This is a genomic window from Actinospineispora acaciae DSM 45401, assembly GCF_000620785.1.
Classification (GTDB): Bacteria; Actinomycetota; Actinomycetes; order Mycobacteriales; family Pseudonocardiaceae; genus Pseudonocardia; species Pseudonocardia acaciae.
In genome coordinates this window covers 45,827-65,795 of the sequence record NZ_JIAI01000007.1, presented here as the reverse complement: position 1 = coordinate 65,795, position 19,969 = coordinate 45,827, and the positions used below count along the sequence as shown (strand labels likewise).

General features: G+C 70.8%; 20 protein-coding genes. 10 read left to right on the top strand and 10 right to left on the bottom strand.

What is annotated here, in order from left to right:
* Positions 1-5 precede the first annotated feature (5 nt).
* Positions 6-1,004 carry a LacI family DNA-binding transcriptional regulator gene (locus N912_RS55215; RefSeq protein WP_051580918.1) on the top strand — a complete coding sequence of 333 codons (999 nt, stop codon included), beginning with the start codon at positions 6-8 and terminating at the stop codon, positions 1,002-1,004.
* Here the strand turns inward: N912_RS55215 and N912_RS63845 are convergent.
* A complete protein-coding gene (locus N912_RS63845; protein WP_156994113.1) occupies positions 917-1,879 on the bottom strand; it encodes a DUF5753 domain-containing protein in 963 nt (320 codons plus the stop codon). The two genes, N912_RS55215 and N912_RS63845, sit on opposite strands and share 88 nt — an antisense overlap.
* Positions 1,880-1,996: 117 nt before the next feature.
* Here N912_RS63845 and N912_RS0128305 point away from each other — a divergent pair, with 117 nt between their 5' ends.
* The 3 genes from N912_RS0128305 to N912_RS55205 are packed head-to-tail and all read left to right on the top strand — an operon-like array spanning position 1,997 to position 6,533.
* Entirely contained in the window at positions 1,997-2,905 is a 909-nt protein-coding gene (locus N912_RS0128305) for a DNA/RNA non-specific endonuclease (protein WP_051580917.1), read from the top strand.
* Between the two features lie 4 nt (positions 2,906-2,909).
* Positions 2,910-3,932, top strand: a complete 1,023-nt coding sequence (locus N912_RS55210) for a trypsin-like serine peptidase (RefSeq protein ID WP_051580916.1) — start codon at positions 2,910-2,912, stop codon at positions 3,930-3,932.
* A 57-nt stretch (positions 3,933-3,989) separates the two neighbouring features.
* Positions 3,990-6,533 (top strand): tetratricopeptide repeat protein, encoded by a 2,544-nt coding sequence (locus tag N912_RS55205; protein ID WP_156994111.1) that lies wholly within the window; start codon positions 3,990-3,992, stop codon positions 6,531-6,533.
* A 55-nt stretch (positions 6,534-6,588) separates the two neighbouring features.
* Here N912_RS55205 and N912_RS0128290 read toward each other — a convergent pair whose 3' ends face one another.
* Complete coding sequence (locus tag N912_RS0128290; RefSeq protein WP_028925038.1) at positions 6,589-7,011, bottom strand: ester cyclase; 423 nt, start codon at positions 7,009-7,011, stop codon at positions 6,589-6,591.
* A gap of 35 nt (positions 7,012-7,046) precedes the next feature.
* Here N912_RS0128290 and N912_RS0128285 point away from each other — a divergent pair, with 35 nt between their 5' ends.
* Both N912_RS0128285 and N912_RS62450 read left to right on the top strand, forming a co-directional pair.
* Positions 7,047-7,706 carry a helix-turn-helix domain-containing protein gene (locus tag N912_RS0128285; RefSeq protein WP_084211293.1) on the top strand — a complete coding sequence of 220 codons (660 nt, stop codon included), beginning with the start codon at positions 7,047-7,049 and terminating at the stop codon, positions 7,704-7,706.
* 87 nt (positions 7,707-7,793) lie between these two features.
* Positions 7,794-8,576 (top strand): HAD family hydrolase, encoded by a 783-nt coding sequence (locus tag N912_RS62450; RefSeq protein ID WP_211261425.1) that lies wholly within the window; start codon positions 7,794-7,796, stop codon positions 8,574-8,576.
* Here N912_RS62450 and N912_RS62445 read toward each other — a convergent pair.
* Positions 8,529-9,341, bottom strand: a complete 813-nt coding sequence (locus tag N912_RS62445; RefSeq protein WP_084211291.1) for a helix-turn-helix domain-containing protein — start codon at positions 9,339-9,341, stop codon at positions 8,529-8,531. The genes N912_RS62450 and N912_RS62445 overlap by 48 nt on opposite strands.
* Positions 9,342-9,925: 584 nt before the next feature.
* Here N912_RS62445 and N912_RS63840 point away from each other — a divergent pair.
* From N912_RS63840 to N912_RS63835, 3 genes are all read left to right on the top strand, one after another.
* Positions 9,926-10,048: an amidase family protein gene (locus tag N912_RS63840; RefSeq protein ID WP_245645452.1), complete on the top strand. Its 123-nt coding sequence runs from the start codon at positions 9,926-9,928 to the stop codon at positions 10,046-10,048.
* A 115-nt stretch (positions 10,049-10,163) separates the two neighbouring features.
* Positions 10,164-10,898 carry a class I SAM-dependent methyltransferase gene (locus tag N912_RS0128270; protein WP_169747968.1) on the top strand — a complete coding sequence of 245 codons (735 nt, stop codon included), beginning with the start codon at positions 10,164-10,166 and terminating at the stop codon, positions 10,896-10,898.
* Between the two features lie 472 nt (positions 10,899-11,370).
* Positions 11,371-12,144, top strand: coding sequence for a LuxR C-terminal-related transcriptional regulator (locus N912_RS63835; protein WP_028925035.1), 774 nt, complete (start codon positions 11,371-11,373; stop codon positions 12,142-12,144).
* On the opposite strand, the gene N912_RS60775 is transcribed toward N912_RS63835, so the two are convergent.
* The 3 genes from N912_RS60775 to N912_RS60770 are packed head-to-tail and all read right to left on the bottom strand — an operon-like array spanning position 12,110 to position 14,588.
* The gene (locus tag N912_RS60775; protein WP_051580913.1) at positions 12,110-12,796 is read right to left on the bottom strand and encodes a class I SAM-dependent methyltransferase; all 687 of its coding nucleotides are present in this window, start codon (positions 12,794-12,796) and stop codon (positions 12,110-12,112) included. The two genes, N912_RS63835 and N912_RS60775, sit on opposite strands and share 35 nt — an antisense overlap.
* Complete coding sequence (locus tag N912_RS55190) at positions 12,793-13,830, bottom strand: GNAT family N-acetyltransferase (protein ID WP_051580912.1); 1,038 nt, start codon at positions 13,828-13,830, stop codon at positions 12,793-12,795. Before N912_RS55190 ends, N912_RS60775 begins: the two co-directional genes overlap by 4 nt.
* Complete coding sequence (locus tag N912_RS60770; RefSeq protein WP_084211288.1) at positions 13,827-14,588, bottom strand: polysaccharide deacetylase family protein; 762 nt, start codon at positions 14,586-14,588, stop codon at positions 13,827-13,829. Before N912_RS60770 ends, N912_RS55190 begins: the two co-directional genes overlap by 4 nt.
* A gap of 38 nt (positions 14,589-14,626) precedes the next feature.
* Between N912_RS60770 and N912_RS55180 the strand changes: the two genes are divergently transcribed.
* Entirely contained in the window at positions 14,627-15,262 is a 636-nt protein-coding gene (locus N912_RS55180) for a phosphatase PAP2 family protein (protein ID WP_156994107.1), read from the top strand.
* A gap of 11 nt (positions 15,263-15,273) precedes the next feature.
* Here N912_RS55180 and N912_RS55175 read toward each other — a convergent pair whose 3' ends face one another.
* From N912_RS55175 to N912_RS0128225, 4 genes are read right to left on the bottom strand one after another with little or no spacing between them, the layout of a single operon-like run.
* Entirely contained in the window at positions 15,274-16,383 is a 1,110-nt protein-coding gene (locus tag N912_RS55175) for a hypothetical protein (RefSeq protein WP_051580909.1), read from the bottom strand.
* On the bottom strand, positions 16,380-17,630 hold the full coding sequence (locus tag N912_RS0128235) for a lipopolysaccharide biosynthesis protein (protein ID WP_028925034.1): 1,251 nt from the start codon (positions 17,628-17,630) through the stop codon (positions 16,380-16,382). Before N912_RS0128235 ends, N912_RS55175 begins: the two co-directional genes overlap by 4 nt.
* Positions 17,627-18,595 (bottom strand): ATP-grasp domain-containing protein, encoded by a 969-nt coding sequence (locus tag N912_RS0128230; protein WP_028925033.1) that lies wholly within the window; start codon positions 18,593-18,595, stop codon positions 17,627-17,629. The genes N912_RS0128235 and N912_RS0128230 overlap by 4 nt, the downstream gene beginning before the upstream one ends.
* Entirely contained in the window at positions 18,592-19,854 is a 1,263-nt protein-coding gene (locus N912_RS0128225) for an alanine racemase (RefSeq protein WP_028925032.1), read from the bottom strand. The genes N912_RS0128230 and N912_RS0128225 overlap by 4 nt, the downstream gene beginning before the upstream one ends.
* Positions 19,855-19,969: the final 115 nt, after the last annotated feature.

The following is a 19,969-nucleotide window of genomic DNA, read 5'->3' as shown; positions in this document are numbered from 1 at the left end:
CGTCGATGAGCACGTTGCGTGAGGTGGCCGAGGCGGCCTCGGTCTCGGTCGCCACCGCGTCCCGGGTCCTCAACGGCTCCGACCACCCGGTGTCCGCGACAGTCCGGCAGGCCGTGCAGGCGGCGGCCGAGCGGTTGGGCTACGCGCCCTCGGCCGCCGCCCAGGCGCTCAAGCACCGGCGCGCCCGGATAATCGGCGTGATCGTGAGCGACGTCCTCGACCCGTACTTCGCCGAGGTGGCGCGGGGGATCGAGGTCGAGGCGGCGCGCCACGGCCACGTCACCGTGCTGGCCAACGCGAACCGCGACGCCGAGGAGGAACGGGAGAAGTTCCAGGTCCTGCGCGAGCACCGGGCGTCGGGGATCGTGTTCTGCGGCAGCGACATCGACGGCTCGCCCGGCACCGCCCGGCTGGCGAAGGAGGTCAACTTCGCGGTCCGGGAGGGCACCAGGGTGGTGACGCTGGCGCCGCGCGGCTTCGACGCCACGAAGATCATCGTCGACAACGAGCTGGCCGGTTACGAGGTGACCCGCCACCTGCTCGCGCTCGGGCACCGCGAGGTGACCTGCCTCGGCCGCATCCCCGGCCTGACCGCGACCGAGCGGCGCATCGCGGGCTACCGCCGGGCGCTGGGGGAGTCGGGCCTCGGCGCCGCGGTGGCCGAGACCGACGGGCTGAGCCAGGAGTCCGGCAAGGCCGCGATGTCGCGGCTGATCGAGTCCGGCGGGCTGCCCGACGCGGTGGTCTGCGTGAACGACGAGGTGGCCGTCGGCGCGCTCGCCGCGCTGTGGGAGCACCGCCTGCGCGCGCCCGACGACGTCTCCATCGCGGGCATCGGCGGCACCCGGGCCGCCGCCATCTTCGGCCTGACCGCCGTCACGCTGCCCCTGGCCGAGCTCGGCGGCCTCGCCGCCCGCTACATCGCGACCGAAGCGACCACCGCTCCCGCCCCGCCCCCCGCCGTGCTCACCCCCGGCCGGACCGCGGCGGCCAGGGCGCACTGACGCGGCCGATCGGGTGGCGGCGGTTGAATGCGCCGGCTATGTCTACACCGCCCGGCCGGCGACTTCATCGAGACTGCCGTTAGGTTTCGAGCGCGGTCGGTCATGGCGCGCTGTATGAGCTCACGGGCAGCTTGGCCGTGCACGGCCGACTGTTGGAGCAGTGCAAATGCCTTGGCATGTAGTGCGATCTCCCGCGGTTGTGTGATGTCAAGACCCGCTGACACGCCTTCAACCTCCACGCGTTCCTCGTCGAAAATCCAGAAACTTCTTTGGGTGAGGCAGTGCCTTTCCGCGGATGCTGGAATGATGCCGAGACTTATACGTGGAAGAGTCATCACGGCCAAAAGTCGGTCAAGCTGGCCAGCCATAGCACTCACGTCACCGACCCGGGTGTACAAGGTTTGCTCCTCCAGTACAAACGAGAAGCGACGACGGCCGGCGTAAAGGATGTGCTGTCGGTCCATGCGTGCGGCCACTGCTTCATCCACATCGTTGGGGATATCGAGAAACGTGTTCCAGAACCGAAAGATCGCCGCTGCATACTCGGCCGTGTGGAAAAGTCCAGGTATCACGGTGTTCTCGTACACCCTGAACAGTCGAGTTCTCTCGTAGAGTGGAACGGGCTGAGTTTGCGACTGCTTCAGTCCGGCACGCATATGACGTTGCCACTCGACGTACATAGATTCAACCGCACGTACGGTTGCGATCAGGTCGGGTATCTGATCCCCTACATCACATGCAGCCCCAGCCGTGGCGAGAAGTTGGTCTGTGCCCGGCTGGAAATTGTCATCCGGTGGTTCGGGCAAAGGCGCTTGAGAAGGGGCGTGACCAATGAGGCCGCTGAGCATGTTGAAGATTCGGCTGTGGTCGTTCAACAAATGGTTCCTGGGTTCTTGCGAGATGGTTTGGGCGATGCTCAAGCGACACCAACCGCGTTGAGCCGTTCGGGTGGCGGCGGTATCTGGGCGTCCGCGCCCCCGCTCATCCCAACCATGGACACCACGACCGCCGGCCCGGATCTCGGCCCCGCCCTGGCCGGAGCCACCCGCCCGATCGGTTACTACGCGGCCTACCGGGGCTACGACCCGGCCTTCCTCGGGGTGAGCGTCCCGGTGCCGGTCCTCACCGAGGAGCAGCGCCGCAACGCCGCGAAGAACACCGCCGCCGACCCCGGCAGCGACGACACGGTGCTGCCCTACACGCACTTCAGCCTGGTGATGAACCGCAGCCGGCAGCTCGCGTACTACACGGTGGTCAACATCGACGGCGCCGAGTCGATCGAGCTGGAGCGGGCCGACGACAAGTGGTACTTCGACCCCCGGATCGCCGAGTCGGAGCAGATCGGCGAGGGCCTCTACCGCCGCAACGCCCTCGACCGGGGCCACCTGGTGCGCCGGCTCGACCCGGTGTGGGGCGACCGAGGCCCCCGCGCCAACGACGACACCTTCCACTTCACGAACTGCTCGCCGCAGCACGAGCGGTTCAACCAGGGCCAGGACCTCTGGCAGGGCCTGGAGAACTTCCTGCTCGGCCACGCCGACCTGGCCGACCAGCGGCTGACCGTGTTCACCGGGCCGGTGATGGCCGACGACGACCCGCTCTACAAGGGCGTGCGCCTGCCGCTGGCGTTCTGGAAGATCGCGGTGTTCCGCCGCCCGGCCGGCGAGCTCGCGGCCTCGGCCTACGCCCTGGAGCAGGCCGCGCTGATCCACGAGCTGCCCGACCTGGAGGCCGCGTTCGACGCCGGCATGTACCGCGTGACCCTCGCCGAGCTGGGCGAACGCACCGGGCTGGACTTCGGCTACCTGGCCGCGCACGAGACACCGCTGGACTCCAGCGGCCTGGAAAGGGCGCCGACCCGCCTCCCCATCGGCGCCGACTTCGCCAACGTCGCCCTGTAGTCCGATGCAGCCCGACGCCGAGAGCCGCGTTCGCGCCACCCGCGAGGAGCGCACCGCCACCTGGAGGCACGTGCGGCTGGGCACCCTGCTCGACGCGGACGCGCCGGAGCGGATCGAGCTGCGCCGCCGCCGGCTGCTCGCCGGCCCGGCCCGCGCGATGGTCGCCGGCGACGAGGACCGGGGGCTGGAGCGCTACATCGGCGGGAACGACAGCCAGCCGGCCTGGTTCCTGGTGCGCGGCGGCGAGCTGCGGCGCAGCGTCGGGCGGGTGCACATCCGGCTCGCCGGTCGGCGGGTCGGCTACGGGACCGGTTTCCTGGTCGCGCCGAACCTGATGGTCACCAACCAGCACGTGCTGCCGGACCTGGCCACCGCGCGGGAGAGCCGCATCGAGTTCGACTACGAGGAGGGCTTCGACGGCGATATCCCGCCGACCGCGACGTTCGACTTGGCCCCGGACGAGGTGTTCCTGGCCAGCCCCGCCGACGGCGGGCACGACTACGCCCTGGTGGCCGTGGCACCCACCGCCCGCGCCGACTCGAACGGGCTCACCCTGGACCAGCTCCCGCACAACGCGCTCAGCGCCGAGCTGGGCAAGCTCACCAAGGGCGGCATGGTCAACGCCGTGCACCACCCCCAGGGCCAGCCGCGAGTGATCAGCATCCGGGAGAACCGGCTCACCGCGATCGAGAGCCCGGCGCTCGCCGAGGACTGGCTGCACTACGAGACGGACACCGCGCCGGGCTCGTCGGGCGCGCCGCTGTTCAACGACGAGTGGGAGGTCGTCGGCATCCACCACAGCGGCGTGCGCAAACGCGACGAGCAGGGTCGGGTGCTGGCCCTCGGCGGCGGGGTCTGGACGCCCGAGATGGGCGAGGCCGCCGTCTGGTGGGAGGCGAACGAGGGCCTGCGGGCGAGCGCGTTCCTGCGGCTGGTGTCGGACGCGCTGGACGGCGCGCCGGCGGCCCCGATCCCGCCGAAGCTCAGCGACCAGGGCCGCGCCTGGGTCAAGGCGATGCTGAGCTGATCAGCGCGCTCGGCGCGGCGGGGTAGCATCACCGTGACCCCTCGGGCGGAGGACAGCGTGAGCACGGGCAGCGGACCCGACTTCCGAGGCGCGCAAGGCGTTCAGTACGGCCACCGCAACGTCCAGACCAACATCCACGGTCCCGTCACGGTCATGGCGCCGGTGGAGATCTCGTGGCCGATACGGGTTGGCGCGGTGCCGTTGCTCGCGGCCTGCTTCCAGGACCGCGAGGAAAGCCGCTTGTTGGCCGCCGCGGCCGACGAGGGTGGGACGGCGGCGGTGACGCGGGTGCTGTCCGGCCTTGGCGGGGTGGGCAAGACACAGCTGGCCGCGGCCTACGCGCGCACCCGCGGCGATGTCGATCTGCTGGTGTGGATGCCCTCGGACAGCCGCGACGCCATTCTCACCGGCTACGCGCGGGCTGCCGCGCAACTCGGCCACCGGTCCTTCGGCGATGCCGAGGAGGCCGCCCGGTGGCTGCTGGCCTGGCTGCAGAGCGCGACCGAGCGGTCGTGGTTGATCGTGCTGGACGACCTGGTCGATCCCGCGGACCTGCAAGGACTGTGGCCGGACGGGCCACGGGGACTGACGGTGGTCACCACCCGGCGCGTCGACGCGGCCCTGACCGGACCCGGAATCTCACGCCTGCGGGTCGACGTCGGGGTGTTCACCCCGGACCAGGCCCGCGCCTACCTGACCGAGAAGCTCGGCGCCCACCTGGACATCGACCCGGGTGACGCGCGGATGCGCGAGGTCGATGAGCTCACCGCCGATCTTGGCCGGTTGCCGTTGGCGCTGGCCCAGGCCGGCGCGTTCATCCTCGATCGCGGGGACACCTGCGCCCGCTACCGTGCCCGCCTGACCGACCGCCGGCGCCGCCTTGCCGAGGTGTTCCCGCCGGACGCGCTGGCCGACGACTACCGGGCCACCGTGGCCGCGACATGGTCGATCTCCATCGACGCCGCTGACGCCTTGCCCCCGGCAGGGCTGGCTCGTCCGATCCTCGAACTGCTCGGTGTGCTCGACCCCAAGGGCATCCCGACCGACATCCTCACCACCACCGCCGCCGCCACCGACTACGCGGCCGACCGAGGAATCCGGCCACGCGATGCGCGCGATGTTTCGGACGCCCTGCGCAACCTCGCTCGGTTCAGCCTGATCACCCTCGAGCCCGACGCCCCCGTCGCGACGGCGCGAGTGCATGGCCTGGTCCAGCGCGCCACCGTCGAGCGTCTCACCCCGGGCCGGCTCAGCGCGCTGCACAGGGCAGCCGCCGACAGCCTGGCGGCGATCTGGCCGCACACCGAGCGCGACGCCGAACTGGGCCAGGTCCTGCGATCCAATGCCGCAACACTCGTCACCCGCGCCGGCGCGGATCTTTGGCAACCCGAGGCGCACCCGCTCTTGTGGCGAGCTGGACGGAGCCTGGGCGAGTGCGGCCTGGTCCACGCGGCGATCACCTACTGGTCGCGGATGGTGTCCGAATCCCGCGATCGTCTCGGCCCCGACCACCTCGACACTCTCGCCTGCCGCCGCGGTCTCGCGGACTGGCGAGGCGAGGCCGGGGATCCGGCCGGCGCGGCCACCGACTTCGAGGAGCTCGTCGCCGATCTTGTTGGGGTTGTCGGTGCCGACCACCCCGAGACCCTTGCCGTCCGAGGCAGCCTCGCCTACTGGCAGGGCGAGGCGGGCGATTCGGCCGGCGCGGCCGCCGGCTTCGAGCAACTGGTCGCCGATCTCGTCGGGCTGCTCGGCGCCGATCATCCCGACACCCTCGCCCACCGAGGAAACCTCGCGCGCTGGCGAGGCGAGGCAGGGGATCCGGGCGGCGCGGTCATCGCCTTCGAGGAGCTGGTCGCCGATCTCGTCCGGGTGCTGGGCGCCGATCATCCCGACACCCTCACGACCCGAGGAAACCTCGCCTACTGGCGAGGCCAGGCCGGAGATCCGGGCGGCGCGGCCGAGGAGTTCGAGCTGCTGCCCCCGGACCGCCTCCGGGTGCTGGGCGCCGACCATCCCGACACCCTCACCACCCGCGCCAACGTCGCTGAACAGCGAGGCGAGGCGGGGGATCATGCCGGCGCGATCGCCGCCTACGAGGGCCTGCTTCCCGACCGTCTCCGCGTGCTCGGTGCCTATCACCCCCATACCCTCGGTACTCGCATGTCTCTTGCGCACTGGCGAGGCCGGGCAGGCGACCCGGCCGGGGCGGCCGATGCCTTCGAGCGGATATTCACCGAGTGCCTCCGGGTGCTGGGGGCCGACCATCCCCAGACGCTCGGTGCCCGCCACCTCGCGGCGCGCTGGCGAGGAGAGGCGGGGGATCCGGGCGGGGCGGCCGCCGCCTTCGAGCAGCTTCTCGCCGACCGACTCCGGGTGGTAGGCCCCGACCACCCTCACATCTTCGCCATCCGGCACAACATCGCACGTTCGCGAGGCCAGGCAGGGGACCCGGCCGCCGCGGCCGCCGCCTTCGAGCAGCTTCTCGGCGATCTCGCCCGGGTGCTGGGCGCCGACCACCCCCACACGATCAGCGTCCGCGCAAGCCTCGCCCACTACCGCGTCGAGGCGTCCGGGTCTCGCGGAGGCCACGTTCCCTAGCGCGGCGGCGAGATCAGCTCGCCGAGCGCGGCCGCGCCGTCCAGCAGGGCTCGCGCTAGGCGAGCTGGCGTTCGAGCTCGGCGTCGTTCTCCACGAACCGGTGCCAGGCGAGCCTGCCGTCCCTGGCGCGCCACAAGTGCACCTGCTCGACACGGACCGGCTGGCCCCGGCCGGGGGACTCCGGGGTGCCCCGGTAGTTCCCGATGACGTCGACGACCACGGCGGCGCGGTCGCCGGCGTCGTAGCTGTCGGTGACCTCGACGCGCAGGTCGTCGAAGATCCGGTGCAGGTAGCCGACGATGTTGGCGAACACCGCCGGTCCGCGCGGGCTGCCTTCCGGCGCGTGGTCGTGCCCGTGCGGGTCGATCATGACGAAGTCCTCGGCGAAGATCTCGGCCGCGAGGTCGGGGCGGCGGGTGTTGATGAGGTCGATGGCGCGCCGGGCCAGGTCGCCGGCGGTGGTTTCGGTACCGTTCATGTCAGCCTCGAAGTATTGAATACAGACAGCATGGATTGGATACAGGCATCGTACGCTCAAATCCGCCGCCGCGCCGCCGTTACGACTCCAGCAGGCGCCAGGCGCAGGCCCAGGACACCCGCCAGGCCGTGCTGGACGCCGGCCGCGCCCTGATCATCGAGCGCGGCTACGCCCGCACCACGATGCGGGAGATCGCCACCCGCGCCGGCGTGGCGGTGGAGACCGTGTACAAGCACGTGCGGGGGAAACCGGCGCTGCTGCGCGCGCTGCTGGACGCCGACCTGGGCGGGCCGCACCCGGTCCCGGTCGCCGAGCGCGCCTGGGTCGCCCGCGTGCTGGCCCAGCCCGACGCCGCGACCAAGCTCGCCACGGCGGCCACCGAGATCGGCCGTGTCTACGCCTCGCTCGCGCCGCTGTTCCTCGCCGTGCGGGCGGCCGCCGACGCGGACGACGACGCCGCCGAGATCTGGACCGCGCGCAAGGCCGAGCGGCTGGACGGCATGGCGCGGTTCGCCGAACACCTGATCGACACCGGCCAGACGCGCCCCGGCCTCACCGTCACCGAGGCCCGGGACCTGCTCTTCGCCCACACCTCGCCGGAGCTGTACGGGCTGCTGGTGCTCGAGCTCGGCTGGCCGCCCGAGCGCTACACCCGCTGGCTCACCGACCTGCTGCACCGCCAGCTACTGCGTTGAGGCCGTGCGCCCGGAACCGTTCGAGCAGGGTCCGTGTGTTCGCCGGGCGCGAGAGATCATGGCGACGGTGTCGGGTACCACACCGGGATGCTCGGTTCCGATCGAGATCATGAAAGGATCGAGGGTATGGCTGCCGTAGGAGTTGGCGTTCTTGACCAGCTACCCAAGACTCTCGTTCTTTGGGATGTCGACCACACTCTGATTGAAAATGGGGGCGTGAGCAAGGCGACATATAGTCTGGCGTTCGAGCTGCTAACGGGGAGGCTGCCGTCGGGCCGGCCGGTGACAGACGGTCGGACAGATTTCCAGATCATGCGTGAGCTGTTCAGTGCGAATTCAGTTGCCCCCGACAGGTGTGCGGATCTCGGGAGGATCGAGCAGGCGCTTGCCGAGGCGATGAAACGGAACGCTCCGCTGCTGCCTGACCGAGGTTACGCGCTTCCGGGTGCAGCCGATGCGCTCAGAGCGCTGTTATCAGTCCCGGCCGTTGTGCAGTCGGTGCTCACGGGCAATATCGAAGCGAACGCTTGGGCGAAGTTGCACGCATTTGATCTTGATCGGCTAGTCGACTTGGGAGTCGGCGGCTACGGCTCAGACAGTATCGTTAGATCGGAACTGGTCGATGCTGCCCGTGAGAAGGTCCGTTTGAAGTATGGCGAGAAGTTTGGCGCTACCTCAACAATCCTGATTGGTGATACTCCTCGCGACATTGAAGCTGCGCGCAACGGCGGCGCTAAGATTATTGCAGTCGCGACCGGAGCCAGCGATGTCAGTACTCTGCAAGCCGCGGGAGCGGACGCCGTCATAGAAAGTCTGGTTGATCTAGACCGTTTCTCGTCGGTCCTGCTGGAGGTGCGTACCAGGGCCTGACGTGGAAGTCATCTTCCCTTTGTCATCGGCTCGGTAAGGGTACGACTCTTCACTCCAGACTAGCTCGAAGCTTGCCAGGTAGGTGTCGAACATGTCGGCACCGGCGGCTTTACGCAGATGCAGGATCGGGGCCATGTAGCCGTAGGTACCATAAATGTGCTGGTTGACGAGCATTTGGTCGTCGTAACGAAAGATTGAATTGTAGAGTGACGTCTCGTGCTGACGAAATTCGACTCCGGGGGTATCGAGCAGAGGGCGATAGTAGGCGAGGGCCATCTTGATTCGTCCGGGTATGCCATCAAACAGTCGCTCTTCTTTTCCTCGAAGTTCGGCGGCTGCTGAATCTGGGTTTGCAAGCAGGACGCGGACCTTGACGCCACGGCTCGCCTTATGTTTGATTATGCTGATTGCTTCCGGGTTGTCCTCTGGAAGAAACAAGCTTGCGTTAGCAAATAGATCGATATTCTGCTGTGCTCCAACCAGGAGATCCATCCACAAATGGTTTGGGGTATCCGATCGGTGTGCGTAGTGCGCCACGATCTCGTTCGAATTTGCGCCGGAACTGGACCGTTCCAGGTCGGACCATAGCCATTCGGCTGGCACGTTGAGCAATTTTGACGCACGAATAGCTGTGTTCCGATGAGGTGTGCGGTCCTTTGTTATCCAGCGTTGAACAGTTTTCGGATCCACTCCGATTTCCTCGCCGAGGGACTCTTCCGTGTAGCCGGAAGACCGCAGGCACCCACGAAGACGCTCGTTGACCATCTGGGACCTCTTGACCAGCGGAAGCGAGGGGACATTTAGGGGACGTTTACTTTAACACAAATGTCCCCAACTGTCTTGGAAGCGACGTGTTCGTGTCCCTTCGGTTCGCTCTAGCGTCGTCGATCCCGCGGGTCAGGCCACCTCGGGACGCTGGCGCCAAGCATCCCTGCTGACTCTGACCCGTGAAAGCCGAGGTCTATCCACAATCGGAAGGAGAGCGGGCATGTGGCGGGAGCTGCGCATAGCTGGCGCGGACCACGACACGGACGCTGGTGATAAGTGCACTCATCATGCAGTGTTCGGGGTTCATTCGGTTCGACCGGAGGAGATCTGCGCGACTGAGGTCATCTGGACCTCGCAAGAACCAGCCGAGGCTTACGCGAAAGATTTGTCCACGGATCCCGGAGTGTTGGCCGGTGCGGTAACCCGGTTCGTGGTGGACTCGCCCGGGGAACGGAAGCCTGTCGCGCTGTACGTGGCTGGTCAACGTCAGGGAGTGCCGCACCTGTCCGACGATCGCAAGGTCGCGGCCAACGGATGGCTGAAGCATCCGAGCCTGCGGCGAAGAGGGGACCGAATGTGATGTGCCCCTGGGCGGTTCGTCCAGTGGCTCGGCCGCGGCGGTGGCCGCCGGGATGGTGCCGGTCGCCCTGGGCACCCAGGTGATCGTGCGCCCGGCGAGCTACCGCCGCGCGCGTCGGCGGTGACCCGACCGGGACGCCGCGCTGTTCAAGGTCGCCTCCTGGGGCGGCGGATGCCTTCGCCGTCCCACACCAGACAACACAACTTTGACGAGGCGGGCGGGCGGCGCGGGCTGCCAGGGTGGTGGCATCCGGACGCTCGCGGCGGGAGGGGACGACGGTGGTCGGCGCTGATCGAGTGCTCCAGCCGGCGGTGCGGGGGGTCCGGCGGCTGGTGGGCCCGCCGGCGCTGTGGCTGCGCAGGCGGGTGGTCGACGAGGCCCAGGACCGGATGCGCGGCACCCGGACCGCGCGCTGGACCGAGCTGGAGGAGCTGGGGCTGGCCGCGCCCGACCGGGTCCGCTACGTCCCGAGCCCGTGGGCGGCCCTGGGGCGGGTGCTGCCCCGCCGCGAGGTGTCCGAGCGCGACGTGTTCGTCGACTTCGGGGCCGGGATGGGCAGGGTCGTGCTGGCCGCCGCGGGGTACCCGTTCCGGCGGGTCGTCGGCGTCGAGCTGTCGGCGGAGCTGGCCGAGGTCGCCCGCCGCAACGTCGAGCGGCGCCGGGACCGGCTGGTGTGTCCGGACGTGCGGATCGTGGCCTGCGACGCCACCGAGTTCGAGGTGCCCGACGACCTGACCGTGGCGTACTTCTTCAACCCGTTCCGGGGCGCGATCTTCCGCACCGTCGTCGACCGCCTGATCGCGTCGGTGGACGCCAGCCCGAGGGTGCTGCGGATCGTCTACCTGGACCCGTTCGAGGAGCGGGCGCTGCTGGACACCGGCCGGGTGCGCCTGGTCCGCTCCGCCCGGGGCCGGCGCCCCGGCCGCGAGTGGTCCCGGCGGCACTCGGTCCACCTCTACGAGCTGACGCCGTAACAACTCCACATTGTGGTGAACGGCCGCCTCTTAAGATATATCGCCGGGCGGCCTCCGAATCATGCTCACACGACGGCGAACCCGCGGACCGTCTATCACTGAGTGATAAAGGTCGCCTTTAATAATGCATCCGTCTCGCGCGATGGGTAACGTGGCCATGAACACTCAGGGCCAGCGAGCGGAAGGGGTTGGCGCCGGACGAATGGACGCCCCGAAATAACCTACCCTATAGGTGGCTGCGGTAAAGGTAGCAGGTGTCGGTCGGCAGGGGAGCCGGCCGATGGCTCGCCGCCGCTCATCCGAGCGTGAGTCGTATCGGATGAGTCGTGAGACCTGGCGAGACCGTGCGCGCGTGAACATGAGATGAACGAGCCAGGGGGAACCAGTGTCGGCAGACACCATGAGTCAGGAAAAGCGGGTATGGAGGCCGTCGGGGGATGCCGCCGTCGGGCGGTGCGCGCACCCGAGAACCGTGGAGCCGTCGGAGCCGATGGCGTCGCTCGCGATCGTGATCGTCGACGACCAGTCGCTCCTCGGGGAGAGCCTGGCGATCGCCCTGCGCGCGAAGGGCATGCGCGACATCACCTGGACCAAGCCCGAGCGGCTGGCCGCCGTCACCGCGTCGGCGCACCCGGGCCTCGCGGTGGTCACCCTGCGGCCGGATCCCGCGCCGGGCGGGCGAATCGACGCCGCGGGGACGGTCGAGGAGCTGCGGGCCGCGGGGTGGGGGGTGGTGGCGCTCACCGACCGGGGCGCGCCCCAGCCGTGGGTGGCGCACGCGGTGGTGGCGGGCGCGGCCGGCGTGCTGGACGGGTCGGACTCGCTGGACGCCTTGCTGCGCCACCTCGCCACGGTGGCGACCGGCCGGTCCCTCATGGGCCATGAGGAGCGCGAGCGGTGGCGGGCGCTGCACCGCTGGCACCAGCGCCGGGAGCGGCTGCTGGAGCGCCTGCGCGGGTTGAGCACGCGCGAGCACGAGGTGCTGCACCTGCTGCACACGGGCCACCGGGCCAGCTGCATCGCGCCCCGGTTACTGGTCTCGGTGGCGACCGTCCGCACCCTGATCCGGGGCATTTTCACCAAGCTGGACGTGAACTCCCAGCTCGAGGTCATGGCATTCCTGCACAGCCTCCTGACGCCCCAGGGAGACGCGACGGTGGTGTCGGTGATGGCGGAATCGCCGCACCGCTGCTGCGGTATCTGCGGGTTCGTTATTCCCGATCGGGGCAGCTCCGATAGACGGTGAAATGCGCGCGCGGGTAGTTGTGTTGGCTGCGGTCGGTAAAGAGCGGGCTGTGGTCGATGAGCGAGCCGTGCGCGGCGTTGCTGTAGATGAGATGGATGGGCCGGGGCAGCCGTCGATGCGATTCCTCGACCGAACGCAACACGTGCGTGACGACCACCTCGTCGAACGGGTTGAACAGGAAAACCACACCGGTGTCGTCGGGCACGTCGTAGTGCGCCGCGTCGGTGGTCACGATCTCCATCGGTGAGGTGTGCGCGACCCTGGCCCGGAAGGTGGCGATGTTGGTCCGGGCCACCGCGCACAGCTCCTCGGACAGCTCGACGCCGATCACCCTGCGGAACCCGTAGCGGGCGGCCATGAGCACGACCCGGCCCTTGCCGGAGCCGAAGTCCACGAACGCCCCCGAGCGCGGCGGGTCGATCGCGGCCATCAGCCGGCGGAACTCCGCGGTGCCGGTCGGTTGGTAGTCGGTGCCGTGGGCGCGGGCGTGCTCGGGCACGGACAGCCCGGACAGCCGGACCCAGCGGCAGGTGTCGGTGCCGTGGCGGACGTCGAAGGCGTGGTCGCTCAGCTTGGAGACGATCTTGGCGGCGAGCGCGCGCGGGCCGTCCTCCCGGATGGTGCGGGTCAGCTTGCGCAGCACGGCGGTCACGGCCGGTGCCCCCGCGCGAGCCGGCGGCCCTGCCAGCGCTGCCGCCGCCCGACCAGCCGCTGGGCCACGTCCCGCATGGCCCCGAGCCCGGCGACCCGGGAGCGGCGGAAGGACGGCACCGAGACCACCCGCCCGCCGTACTGGCGCTTGTAGTCGCGCCCGCCGCCGAAGTCGAGCACCGTCGCGCCCCGGTCCCGCCAGTGCCGCAGCGCGTGCCAGACCAGCGCCTCGTTGGGACGCAGGATCTGGTACTCGCGGACGCTGGCGCCGCCCCAGAAGTAGGCGGTCCGGCCGAACGCCGGGAAGATCGCGGTGGCGATGCAGTGGCCCTCGGGCGCGCGGGCGCGCAGCAGCAGCAGCCGTCCGGTGGGCGCCAGCCGGGTGATCAGCTCGCGGACCCGCCCGACGTCGTAGGTCGGCACCAGGCCCTGGCGGGCGAACACGCCCTGGAGCTGGGCGTGGTAGTCGTCGGCGAACTCGAGGTCGGTGGCCTCTTCGACGACCACGCCGACCTTGCGGCCCTTGCGGATGGCGTTTCGCCTGGCCGCCGTGAAGCCGGCGAACATCTCCTCGTCCGAGCCCAGCGGCAGCTCCACGGTGTCGGCGAACGCGCAGCCGAAGCCGTGCCCGGTCAGGGCGTCGTCCTGGATGTCCTGGTCGGTGAGCTCGACGTGCACGCAGCGCAGCGTCCGGAACGCGAAGTCGGTGAGCGCGGCGGCGGCCTCGCGGCGGGTGACGTCCCCGGTGAGGGTGAAGCCCATCGACGGCGTGGTCCATCCCGGGAACGGGCTGCCCAGGATGCGCAGCCCGTACTTGCGGACCACCAGCCCGGTGAAGTACCCGACGACCTCCCCGCCGCGCACCACCTCGGCCACGACCGGCTCGCCGCCCTGGGTGTTGGACACGAACTCGACCCATTCGCGGGTCTGGAACAGCGTCCGGTCGGGCAGGCCGTCGAGGCGCCGCCAGTCCGCCTCGGTGGGATCCATGCGTTCCAGGCGCACCGTGTCGAGGCGTACGGCCGTGTGGCTCATCGCGACCGCACCAGCCCTCGCACCCGGGTGTAGCCGGCGTTGCCGAGCAGCCGTTTCGGCACTTCGAGGGCGGCGGTGCGGGCCGCGAGCCGGCGCGGCGCGACCCCGCGCCAGCTCACCAGCCGGCCGAACTCGCCGACCGTGGTACGGCGCGTGACGGCCACCCGGTGCAGGTACCTGTCGGGCCGGACCGTCCGGTTCGGGCCGGGCACCGAGTCCATGACCCAGCGGTAGCCCGCGTCCGTGGCGGCGAGGTGCTCGCGGCGCCCGCCCCGCCCGCCGGGCAGGCTCATGGCGTCGACCGGGCGCCCCGTCCAGGCCTCCAACGCGCGCTTGCTGGAGGTCAGCTCCTCCGCCAGGTCGTGGGCGGACAGGTCGGCGAGGTGGCGGTGGGTGCGGCCGTGCGAGCCGACGCCCATGCTGGCCTCGGCCAGGGCGCGCACCGCCGCCGGGTCGATCCGTCCGGGTTGGCCGACCCAGTCGGTGGTGACGCAGAACTCGCCGACCAGGCCCCGCTCGGCCAGCATCGGCATGGCCACCTCGACCGCGGACAGGTCGCCGTCGTCGAAGCTCAGCACCACGGCACCCTCGGGCCGCGCGGCGTCCAGCCGGACCGGGACGTAGCCGTGCTCGCCCAGCCAGTCGAGCTGGCGCGCGAACTGCTCGGCGGTGACGCTGTAGCGGGCGTCGAACACACCGCGCCGGGCGTCGCGCGCGGTGTGAATCCCGTGGTACATAAGGATGGGTAGTCCGATCATCACGCACCTCGATCTGGAAACGGGATGGGCGAGTGCTGATGCGGCCGAGGCGCCGGCTGCTTCCCGGCACCTGGCGGCGGGTGGCGTGGGTCGTCGCGCCGGCGTGCCTGGCGGTGGCCGCCGGGCTGGGCGTGCTCTACAGCGGCCGCGACGGGCCGGGCGCGCTGGACCGGATCGCCGACGCCGCGCTGCGCACCGGTTCGCCGGACTGGCGCGGGCCGCTGTGGGCGGTGGTGGACCTCGGCGACCCGCTGTTCGTGGCCGCGGCGCTGGGGCTGGTGGCGGCGGTCGCGGTGGCCGGCGCGCGGTGGGAGGCGCTGCCGCTGATCGTGGTGGCGCCGGTGCTGACCGCCGGGCTGACCGGGTTCGTGCTGCAGCCGGGCATCGGGCGCCTTCGGGGCGGCGGGTGGGCCTACCCGAGCGGGCACACCGCGACCATCGCCTCGCTGGCCGCGGTGCTGCTGGTGCTGCTGGCCGGAGCCCGGTGGCCGGCGTCCTCGGGCGTGCGGCTGGCGCTGGCCGGCGCCGGGTTCGTGGTCACCGCGGCGGTGGCGGGGGCGCTGGTCGCGCTGGAGCTGCACTACGTCACCGACACACTCGGCGCGGCCTGCCTGGCGGTGGGGGTGGCGCTGGTCGTCGCGCTGGCCAGCGACGCGCTGGCCGTCCCGGAGTAGACACATCCGCCTCACCCGCGCGCGCCCAGCCGGGCGGCGTTGACCGCCATCGAGGCGTAGAACTGCGAGTTCTGCACGCCGTAGCTCTGCAGCGTGGCCTGCAGGCCGGGGTCGTAGCGCCCGAGCTTGACGAACCCGTCGGCGATCCAGCCGTTGTCGCTGCCGGTGCCGTCCACGAACTCCGGGTACCTCGGTCCGGAGATGAGGCCGGTCAGGGTCCGGGCGAACCGGGCCAGCTCCTCGGGGGACCAGCCGGCGTTGGTGTCGCGGGCCTCCACCACGTAGGCGATCACGCCGTTGCCGTGGCCGACGTCCTGGCCGGGGCCGCCGGTCACGCCCCACTCGTCGCTCCACCAGTAGGCGCGCGGGTCGGTGCGTCCGGGCTGCAGTTGCTTGCGCAGCGAGGACGGGTAGTTGGGCAGGTGGTCGTCGATGTTGCGGACGATCTCGGTGCAGGCCGCGCGGCGCGCCGGGTCGGCGGTGAGCAGCGAGACGTCCAGCGCGATCGAGGCCCAGTGCGCCGCCATGTGGGTGTGGGAGCGGTAGATGTGCTCGTTGGGGCCTCGGGCGCGCCACTTGTCCACGATGTTGGTCTCGGTGAACGCCAGCGCCCGGCCGTAGTCGGCGCGCACGTCGCCCGGCGCGGTCCCGATGCCGGGCTTGAGCAGCCGCAGCAGCCGCGTCACGTAGCGCCACGCGTAGCTCTCGTACAGCGGGGTCTCGTCGTCGCTGTTGGACGCCGACACCCAGCCCTGGTAGGAGTCCTTGAACGAGCTGGTGGGCAGGGACGCGGACGGCCGGGCCGAGGCGATCATGTTGCGGGTGAAGCGCAGCGCCTTGCGGGCGTAGCCGACGTCCCCGGTGGCCTCGTACATGCTGGCCAGCTCGTCGATCGAGTACGCCAGGGTGTAGAAGTCGAAGCTGTCGCGCGAGCGGCTGAGCCGGTCGGACTCCGGGTCGTTCGCGGCCGCCTCGGCGTCGAACAGCCCGCGCCAGTGCGACACCGGCAGCAGCGGCTGCGACGCGGTCGGGACCGGCGGGTCGGGCGGGACGACGCGCATGCACGCCGCGGTGACGCCGAGGACGGCCGCGAGCGCCAGCAACGCGCACGCGGCCCTCATGACCGGACCCTGGCCAGCAGCACGCCGGCGAGCACGAGGCAGGTGGTGTAGCCGATGAGCGAACCGTACGCCGCCCCGAGCGCGCCGAACCGCCCGATCAGCACCACGTACGCCGCCACGCTCACCACCAGCCCGACCACCTCCACCGCCGAGGACAACCGCCCGCGGTGCACCGAGGTCAACGCCGTGATCAGCAGCTGGGAGAACCCGGTGACCACCGAGGCGACCACCAGCGGCACCACCAGCGGCAGCGCCGGGGCGTAGCGCTCGCCGAGCAGCGGCACCAGCAGCAGCCGCACCGCCAGCGCCGTCACGATGCTCGCCACCACCGCGTAGCCCACCGCCGCGACCAGCACCGGGCGCAGCGCGAGCCGCCCCCTGTCGTGCGCCTGGCGCCACACCCCGAGCCGGGAGTCCGCGTAGGCCATCAGCGGCCAGGCGATCAGCTCGGTCATGGTCGCGACGGCGGCGTAGTGGCCCAGCGCGGCGGTCGAGGCCAGCCCGACCAGCACCAGGCGGTCCAGGCGCAGGGTGCCGTTGTGCGCGATGGTCGCCGGCAGCAGGTGCAGGCCCTCACGGCGGGCCCGGGCCCGGCGTAGCGGCGCGGCGTCGTCCCCGGCCGGCTCGGCCCGGCGGCGGGTGGACCAGACGAACCAGACCAGCGCGGGCAGCGCGCCGGCGACCAGGTAGCCGGCCATCCAGGCGGAGCTGCCCGGCCCCGGCTGCAGGCTCAGCCACCCGAGCTGGGCCAGCAGCAGCACGTCGGTGGCCACCTCGAACCCGAGGAACGCCCAGGTGAGCCCGGCGACGATGGCGACCGAGCGGGCGGCCCTGGCGAACGAGTTGACGACCACGAACAGCGCGGCCAGCCCCAGCCCGAGCCGCCACGACTCCAGCCCGCGCAGCGGCAGCGACAGCACGGCCGCCGCGCCCAGCAGCGCGATCATCGACGGCCGGGTCAGCAGCCGCAGGAACGTCGAGGCGACCGCCCGCGCGGTGGAGCCGGCGTAGACGGCCACCACGGAGCGGTCGGTGCCCAGCACGACGCCGAGGCTGCCGAAGTACGCGAGCTGCAGCAGCAGCGCCAGCTCGCCCCGGCCGGACGGCTCCAGCACCCGGGCGGCGAGCAGGTTGGCCAGGAACGCCGTGCCGGCGCCGATCAGCTGGGCGGCGAGCAGCGGGGTGGACGACTCCCGCGCCACCCGCCGCGCGGCGGTCCCGGCCCAGCTCAGCGCGGTGACCGTCACGGGAGCCTGGTCCCGGGCGCGGGCCGGTCCGCCGGGTAGGCGAACGGCCGCAGCTCCTTGGTCATCATGATCCCCGGTTGGTAGCCGAAGTCGGGCGCCACCCGCCGGCCCGAGGCGATGTCCACCAGCGCGGCGACGAAGTCGGCCCCGGCCAGGTGTGACGCGGGGTAGCCGCCGCCGAACCGGGCGTTGATCTCGATGACGACCACCTCGTCGTCCACCAGCATCAGGTCCAGGTCGCTCGGGCCGGGGATGCGGACCTCCGCGGCGACCTCGATCGCGGTCCGCAGCACCGCGTCGTCGTGCAGCGTCTGGGCCAGCAGCGTCTCCCCGCCCCGGGACTCCAGCTTGCGCCACAGGCAGGCCCGGACCGGGTCGCCCTCCAGGTCGCAGCAGACCTCGGCGTTCATCTCGACGCCGCGCAGGTAGGGCTGGGCGATCATGTCCTGGCCGTGGGTCATGAAGAAGGCGATCTCCTCCTCGGTGCGGGCCAGGTGGATGCCGGCGCTGGCGGACCCGAAGCGGGGCTTGACGAACAGCGGCGGCCCCCAGCCCAGGGCCTCGTCGACCGAGGTGGTCGTCGCGGGGCAGGAGAACCCCAGGGCGGTGAGCGCCTCGTGGGTCCGCAGCTTGTCCAGCGAGACCCTGGCCTCCTCCGGGCCGGGAAAGAACGCCGCCACGCCCCGTTCGATCAGCGTGTCGCGGGCGTGCGCCAGGCGTCCGAGGTCGAGGTCGGAGAGGGTGAAGGCGGCGTGCACGTCGTGTGCCGTGATCGTCTCCAAGACCCGGTCCAGGTAGCTCGGGTCGGGGATGTCGGGCAGCACGACCGACTCGTCGCAGGCCCAGAAGCCCGGCGTGTGCGGGGAGTTCCCGGTGCCGATGATCCGCGAGCCCGGCGGCAGGACCTCGCGGAAGTAGCGGGCGATGTAGCCGCGCTTGCCGATCGTGGACAGGAGAACGTTCATGTGCGCCGGCCGTAGAGGTGGCCGAAATCGGCGGCGGTCATCCGGGGGCGCAGGACCTCTGGCTCCGGGCCGAGCGCGAGCACGGCGGGCGCGGGCTCGATGAAGTTGGGCCGCAGCGAGATCGAGTAGGCGCCGACGTTGCGGATCTCCAGGATGTCGCCGGCGCGCAGCGGCGGCCCGGTCACCTCCAGCGCGTTGTGCAGCACGTCGATCTCCATGCAGGTGTTGCCGGTGACCTCCACAGATTCGCTGTCGATGCCGCCGTCGGCCCGCACCACCCGGATCGAGGGCTCGATGGCGCCGCGCAGCGGTTTGACGTCCAGCACCGACGCCATCACCACCGCCACCGTGTGCGACGGCCCACGTTTCACCGAGACCACCGGGGCGTAGAGCGACATCGTGTCGGCCAGCAGCCCCATTCCCGGTTCGACGATCAGCCGGGGCTGGTCGTTGCCGTAGAAGGAATGCAGCTCGCGGCCCAGCGCCTCGGCGTAGTCGGCGTACGTCTCGACCGGGAACGACAACTGCAACGCGATGTCCTCGGGCACGGCGGACATCATTCCGCCACCGACGTCGAGAAAATCCGGACGCACCCCCGGCCGCAACGAGTCGAACGTTTCGGCAATGGTGCGCAGCCGCGTGCCGAAGCTCTCCGCGGAGCGCGCGACCGCCGTATGACAATGAATTCCGTCGATCTGGACGGCCCGGGTGGCGAGCATTCTGCGCACCTCCGCGCGCGTCGCCGGGTCGTTGGTGTCGATCCCGAAGCGGGAGCGGGCGCCGCGCACCCCGGCCGGGACCCTGATGCCGACCTGGGCCGCTCCCGAAGGGCGCAGGTCCGCGACCGCGCGCAGCTCCTCCATCGAGTCCACGTTCACCACCGCGCCCGCGCGCAGGCAGCGGGCGAGGAACGCGGGGCTCTTCACCGGCCCGTTCACCACCACCTCCGACCCGGAGTAGCCGAGGTCGAGCGCGTAGTCGAACTCCAGCTCCGAGACAACCTCGGCGGCGACCCCGCAGGCCCGGGCCTCGGCGATGAACGCGGCGAGGTAGTTCGTCTTGAACGAGTAGCCGACCTCCCGCTTCGCGACGGTCGCCGCCAGCGCGGACTGCAGCCCGGCGATGTTGGCGCGCAGCCGGCCGAGGTCGGCGAGATAGAACGGCCATCCGTGGGCGGCGCCCAGCGCGGCGGCCGCTGTTCGGTCGAGGTCGCGGTCGCTTTCCTGGAGGGTCGCGGTGCCGTTCGTGTTGATTTTCATTCTTCTTTCGTGTCTCCGGTCACCGATGACTCCGCGTGCTTTGCGTCGGAGGTCGAGCAGTGTGGGTGAGGCCGCGATAGAGGCAACGATTGTCAGTGCTTGGCCGATGTCCAGA

Coding starts and splice junctions, on each gene's coding strand:
- N912_RS55210 (WP_051580916.1), top strand. CDS start 2,910: ATGCAGCCCGACGCCGAGAGCCGCGTTCGCGCCACCCGCGAGGAGCGC.
- N912_RS55175 (WP_051580909.1), bottom strand. CDS start 16,383: ATGAGGGCCGCGTGCGCGTTGCTGGCGCTCGCGGCCGTCCTCGGCGTC.
- N912_RS62445 (WP_084211291.1), bottom strand. CDS start 9,341: ATGGTCAACGAGCGTCTTCGTGGGTGCCTGCGGTCTTCCGGCTACACG.
- N912_RS55215 (WP_051580918.1), top strand. CDS start 6: ATGAGCACGTTGCGTGAGGTGGCCGAGGCGGCCTCGGTCTCGGTCGCC.
- N912_RS55190 (WP_051580912.1), bottom strand. CDS start 13,830: ATGAGCCACACGGCCGTACGCCTCGACACGGTGCGCCTGGAACGCATG.
- N912_RS0128230 (WP_028925033.1), bottom strand. CDS start 18,595: ATGAACGTTCTCCTGTCCACGATCGGCAAGCGCGGCTACATCGCCCGC.
- N912_RS0128225 (WP_028925032.1), bottom strand. CDS start 19,854: ATGAAAATCAACACGAACGGCACCGCGACCCTCCAGGAAAGCGACCGC.
- N912_RS0128305 (WP_051580917.1), top strand. CDS start 1,997: ATGGACACCACGACCGCCGGCCCGGATCTCGGCCCCGCCCTGGCCGGA.
- N912_RS0128290 (WP_028925038.1), bottom strand. CDS start 7,011: ATGAACGGTACCGAAACCACCGCCGGCGACCTGGCCCGGCGCGCCATC.
- N912_RS60770 (WP_084211288.1), bottom strand. CDS start 14,588: ATGATCGGACTACCCATCCTTATGTACCACGGGATTCACACCGCGCGC.
- N912_RS62450 (WP_211261425.1), top strand. CDS start 7,794: ATGCTCGGTTCCGATCGAGATCATGAAAGGATCGAGGGTATGGCTGCC.
- N912_RS55180 (WP_156994107.1), top strand. CDS start 14,627: ATGCGGCCGAGGCGCCGGCTGCTTCCCGGCACCTGGCGGCGGGTGGCG.